The following is a 1,800-nucleotide window of genomic DNA, read 5'->3' on the forward strand; positions in this document are numbered from 1 at the left end:
TTTGCGAGAAGCTCTGGAAAGGAGGTGATCCAGCCGCACCTTCCGATACGGCTACCTTGTTACGACTTCACCCCAGTCATGAATCCTACCGTGGTGACCGTCCTCCTTGCGGTTAGACTAGCCACTTCTGGTAAAACCCACTCCCATGGTGTGACGGGCGGTGTGTACAAGACCCGGGAACGTATTCACCGCGGCATGCTGATCCGCGATTACTAGCGATTCCAGCTTCATGCACTCGAGTTGCAGAGTGCAATCCGGACTACGATCGGTTTTCTGGGATTAGCTCCCCCTCGCGGGTTGGCGACCCTCTGTTCCGACCATTGTATGACGTGTGAAGCCCTACCCATAAGGGCCATGAGGACTTGACGTCATCCCCACCTTCCTCCGGTTTGTCACCGGCAGTCTCCTTAGAGTGCTCTTGCGTAGCAACTAAGGACAAGGGTTGCGCTCGTTGCGGGACTTAACCCAACATCTCACGACACGAGCTGACGACAGCCATGCAGCACCTGTGCGCCGGTTCTCTTTCGAGCACTCCCACCTCTCAGCGGGATTCCGACCATGTCAAGGGTAGGTAAGGTTTTTCGCGTTGCATCGAATTAATCCACATCATCCACCGCTTGTGCGGGTCCCCGTCAATTCCTTTGAGTTTTAATCTTGCGACCGTACTCCCCAGGCGGTCAACTTCACGCGTTAGCTACGTTACTAAGGAAATGAATCCCCAACAACTAGTTGACATCGTTTAGGGCGTGGACTACCAGGGTATCTAATCCTGTTTGCTCCCCACGCTTTCGTGCATGAGCGTCAGTATTGGCCCAGGGGGCTGCCTTCGCCATCGGTATTCCTCCACATCTCTACGCATTTCACTGCTACACGTGGAATTCTACCCCCCTCTGCCATACTCTAGCCTGCCAGTCACCAATGCAGTTCCCAGGTTGAGCCCGGGGATTTCACATCGGTCTTAGCAAACCGCCTGCGCACGCTTTACGCCCAGTAATTCCGATTAACGCTCGCACCCTACGTATTACCGCGGCTGCTGGCACGTAGTTAGCCGGTGCTTATTCTTCCGGTACCGTCATCCCCCGACCGTATTAGGGCCAAGGATTTCTTTCCGGACAAAAGTGCTTTACAACCCGAAGGCCTTCTTCACACACGCGGCATTGCTGGATCAGGCTTTCGCCCATTGTCCAAAATTCCCCACTGCTGCCTCCCGTAGGAGTCTGGGCCGTGTCTCAGTCCCAGTGTGGCTGGTCGTCCTCTCAGACCAGCTACTGATCGTCGCCTTGGTAGGCCTTTACCCCACCAACTAGCTAATCAGCCATCGGCCAACCCTATAGCGCGAGGCCCGAAGGTCCCCCGCTTTCATCCGTAGATCGTATGCGGTATTAATCCGGCTTTCGCCGGGCTATCCCCCACTACAGGACATGTTCCGATGTATTACTCACCCGTTCGCCACTCGCCACCAGGTGCAAGCACCCGTGCTGCCGTTCGACTTGCATGTGTAAGGCATGCCGCCAGCGTTCAATCTGAGCCAGGATCAAACTCTTCAGTTTAAACCTGTTACTGTTTTCGGTTCAGTTAAGAACCGGTCGCTCACTCAAAGCTGACAGGAATATGAATTGCTTCATAAACCTGACTTACTTTAGTGTGAGACTCTTGATACTTTCGCTATCTGATCCGAGGATCAGCTCGCTTCCATCAAGCGCCCACACTTATCGGCTGTTAATTTTTAAAGAGCATTCTGCGAGGAACTTCGTGTTTCTCAGCAGCGCTGCGTTTTCAGCAGCAGAGAAGCGAGATTAT

At 53.8% G+C, this 1,800-nt stretch carries 1 rRNA gene; it reads right to left on the bottom strand.

Annotated elements, in window-relative coordinates:
• Nucleotides 1–17: 17 nt before the first annotated feature.
• Nucleotides 18–1,550 (bottom strand): 16S ribosomal RNA (locus BCO18175_RS40340).
• Nucleotides 1,551–1,800: the final 250 nt, after the last annotated feature.

Origin of the sequence: Burkholderia lata (assembly GCF_902499335.1) — a bacterium.
Lineage (GTDB): Bacteria > Pseudomonadota > Gammaproteobacteria > Burkholderiales > Burkholderiaceae > Burkholderia > Burkholderia lata_B.